General features: G+C 24.9%; 3 protein-coding genes. 1 reads left to right on the forward strand and 2 read right to left on the reverse strand.

Annotation, left to right across the window (positions count from 1 at the left end):
* Positions 1-483 precede the first annotated feature (483 nt).
* Positions 484-948: a hypothetical protein gene (locus tag K5V21_RS18920; protein WP_221862641.1), complete on the forward strand. Its 465-nt coding sequence runs from the start codon at positions 484-486 to the stop codon at positions 946-948.
* A 316-nt stretch (positions 949-1,264) separates the two neighbouring features.
* Here K5V21_RS18920 and K5V21_RS18925 read toward each other — a convergent pair whose 3' ends face one another.
* Complete coding sequence (locus K5V21_RS18925) at positions 1,265-2,230, reverse strand: protein rep (RefSeq protein ID WP_221862643.1); 966 nt, start codon at positions 2,228-2,230, stop codon at positions 1,265-1,267.
* Between the two features lie 392 nt (positions 2,231-2,622).
* Positions 2,623-3,840 (reverse strand): MobV family relaxase, encoded by a 1,218-nt coding sequence (mobV, locus tag K5V21_RS18930; protein WP_221862645.1) that lies wholly within the window; start codon positions 3,838-3,840, stop codon positions 2,623-2,625.
* Positions 3,841-4,020 lie beyond the last annotated feature (180 nt).

Here is a 4,020-nt window from a genome sequence, read left to right on the forward strand (position 1 = left end):
CAAATGTTATATAGAATTTATATAAATGTTGATAAAATATTAAGTAAAGTATAACTTACTATACTTTATAAATAAAGAGTTCGCAATTGCATTGAGCAAAAGGACTTTGTCCTCGGCATACGCCTTCACCTATAAGCCTTTAAAAAGGCTTAACCTAAACTTTTATTCACTCACCGTTTGGCAGAAAGTCGCATTCTTAAGAATGCAACTTCGTTGCTCTAGTGTATATCTTTCCATTCCATCAAGGTAGTATAAAAATAAAGGTAGTAGGTCTAATTAGACCTACTACCTTTATTTTTATCTCCACCTTGATTTCATTTCAAGAAAAACTACAAAATTAAACATTTGTCTTTTAAAAATATTTTACCCGACTATATCATATTACCATAAAATTCATTATTTTATAAGACTTGTATTAACTTCAAATATTATTATAAAATTAAAAAAAACGAATTACATAATCCCCAAAAGGAGGAGATAAATATGAAAAATCTAAAATGTTTAAGTATATTAACTACGGCAACGATAATTTCATCAATAGCACTTGCTCCTGTTTCTGCTTTAGCAAGCGAATTAAACATAACACCAAGAGCACACATTACTGGTGGTGGTGGTAGTAGTAGTAATTTAAAAGGACAATATAAATATTATAAAAATGGACTAATTTCATATCAGAACCATCATTATTTAAATGGTGGAACAAATCTTTATTTACCATCTTCTCTTATTGCTAAAATGGATAAAGTTGGAGGTAATCAATTAGCAGTGTTAGGTATTATAGGATTATCAAAATTGAATCCTATATCTAGAATGGTTTTGGCTACTATAGGAAAACAATGGGGTAAAGTATTAAGAGCTGATAATGGAAAAGGAGTTACATTACTTTTTAGTTCTACATCGGTACTTCCATACAAAACTTTATCAGGTAAAAAGCTTACAGCAAGATAAAAGGGATTAAAAAAAGATAGTGCTACTATCTTTTTTTAATCCCTTTTATTTTTAAACTTATAAAAGTATATACAAATTGTTATTAAAAAATATATAAAAAATGGAATGAAAAGAGTAAAGATATTTTTAAAATTCACCCAATTTTCTTTTTCATAATATACAACTGCAAGAGAGCCTAGGAAAAAGCAATCAATAACTGAGTAAATTATATGTTTTCTAGCCTTATCCATACTTAAATTATCAATTTTCAGTTTTAAAAAATTAAAAAATTTCATAATAACCCCCATATTTCTTATTAACTATATATAATCAATAATTAGAATTTAATATATTGATTATATCCTACACTCCACTTATATCTCTCGATAATAAAATTCAAATCATCTCTAATTTCTTCTTCATTATTAGTATTTATTAAATCACCTTCTTCAGCATCATCTAATTTTAACTGCTTATGAATCTTCTTTAATTCTCCCCCAAAAGCAACTAAACGTCTGCCTTTTAATGCCTTATCTAATACAATAACAGCACTTTCAGTTAATTCTATATTATCCTCTATTAAATAATCATTATCTTTAACTGTATATTTAGCACTTTCTGCTATTGATTTTTTTATGTGATTTTTATTATTACTCTTAAATGCTCTTACATCAACTATTGGAGTATAATCAACTTTTAAACAATCTTTCCATAATTCAACCCATTTATCTTGAGTTATGTATAAATCAGTTTTTTTAAAATAACTCTTATTAACCATTAAAATAATATGAAAATGAGGATGATATGTATCATAATCTTTAGAATCTTTATCTAGATTATGAGTTACTTCCAATGCTCTAAACCAACCTTTTACTATATTTTTTATAATTTTTCTTTTAAACAATTTATCAAAAGACTTAATTAAGTCATCTATAGCTTTAGATAAATTTTCACCATCTACATTCTTACAAGTTAATGTTAAGAATATAAATTTATATTCTTGTTTTTCTAATGTTTTATCCATAACTTTAGATACTTGTCCAAATATTTTCAAACTTCTCCTCCAACTACACATAGGACATAATCTATCTTTACAAAAGTTCGCTCCAAATAATTTCAGTTTATTATCTTCTAAATATCTTTTAAATTCTAAATAATTACCACATTCTAAAACTCTATAAGCTTTCTTATATCCCAATTTTAAATAAGTTTGTCCTAATAAAATAGATTTAATTTTTTTATTCTTCCACGGTCTATCGTTATTTCTTCCATCTTTATCTATAAGTATTTCTATATCTTTCATATTGCATATTTTAATATTTTTATATATAATTAATACGAAATTGATAAGTAAACAAGTCAATTCATAAACTTAAAAATTATATAAAAATAAATAAAACTCCTTTCTATTTAGCTTTCTAAATGATTGGAGATAATATCTATTTATGTAAAAATAGATATAAAAAACTCCTATTATGTTTTTCCTAGCAGTAAAATTATAACATAGGAGTTTTTTATTTGTCCACATCCACCCTAAAATAGGGGTAAAAAACAGGTCTTAAGTAAGTAATACCAAGGGATAAAGCCCTATAAAGTTCGGCGTGAGTTGTTTCTATAGTATCAAGTAAAGAAGAAACAGGTTCAAAATCACCTGTTTTATAAAAAAATTTAAGGCTTTTCAGCCTTATTTTTTTACTATAAACCAAATTCATATTCTCTATTTTTTTTATTCAGTCGCTCTCTAAATTTTTCATAATCTTTTTTATTTTTACGCTCCATAAACTCCTGGTATTTTTCTTCAATATCATTTTCTTTTAAAAACTCTTCATGATTACTTATTTTTGAATCTAAAGTATAAGTTCTAAATTTAATATCTTGTAATTCTTTTTTTAATTCTTTTTTTAATTCTTTGATTTCAGTTTTCTTATCTTTATCCAATTTAGAATTCACTTCTCTTAACTCTCTTATTCTTTCATGAAGTTTTATTTCATTTTCTCTAAATAGTTTAAATTTATTTTTATTCTCAACTTTTAAATTCTCATTCTCTTTCTTTAACATATCAAGCTCTTTACTTATAAGATTTTTTTCATGCTCTAAATTTTTCAAATCTAAAATAATATTTTTCATTTCTTCAAAATCAGATTTATTTATCTTTATTTTCTCTTTTGAAAACATAACCTTTTCTTTTTCAATAGAATTTATATTATTTATAAATTCATTTTTAGAGTCTAATTCTGCATCTATATTTTTTAATAATATTTTTTTATCTTCAATGTCTCTTTCTAAAGTCTGTAATTCTTCTCTTGATTTATTTAATTCTTTAAATTGAATTGTTTTAAATTCTTTTGGATCTACATGTCTAACTTTATTTCCTTCAATACCCCTTTCAATATCAAAACCTTCTGTTTTTAATAATTCGGGTAACTCTTTTTGAACTTCTCTTAAAAAATTTCTAGTTATTAATTTTTTAGCAGATAAAGAACCGTCCGAATTCATAGGAACAAAACCAAAGTGCATATGTGGAGTTATTTCATCAAGATGAACATTTGCTCCTATTAAATATTCCTCACCAATTTTATTTTTTAAATAATCTAAAGATATTTCAAAGAATTTCCTTGTTAAATCATTAGTAAGGCTTTCAAAAAAATTCTTGTCAGATGATATTATACATTCGCAATAAGTAACAGCATCTTTTCTAATTGCCTTTTTAGACGTCCTATGAGCCTCTGTAATGCATTTTACCTTCTCTGCATATAATATCTGTCCATTATTGATCAAATCGTAATTTAAATGCGTTTTAAGGCTATCAATATCTTTATTGCTATATTCTTTATTTTCTCTTTGATTATGTTTTTGCAAACCTGTAACATTTCCAGCTTTATATTTTCCAAAATGACATACTAAGTAACTCATTTTTATACCCTTCTTTCACATTTTTACTATATAAAAGCTATATAATCCTTATGCAAATGTTATATAGAATTTATATAAATGTTGATAAAATATTAAGTAAAGTATAACTTACTATACTTTATAAATAAAGAGTTCGCAATTGCATTGAGCAAAAGGACTTTGTCCTCGGCATACGCCTTC

The organism is Clostridium sardiniense, from assembly GCF_019753795.1.
GTDB classification, from domain to species: domain Bacteria; phylum Bacillota; class Clostridia; order Clostridiales; family Clostridiaceae; genus Clostridium; species Clostridium sardiniense.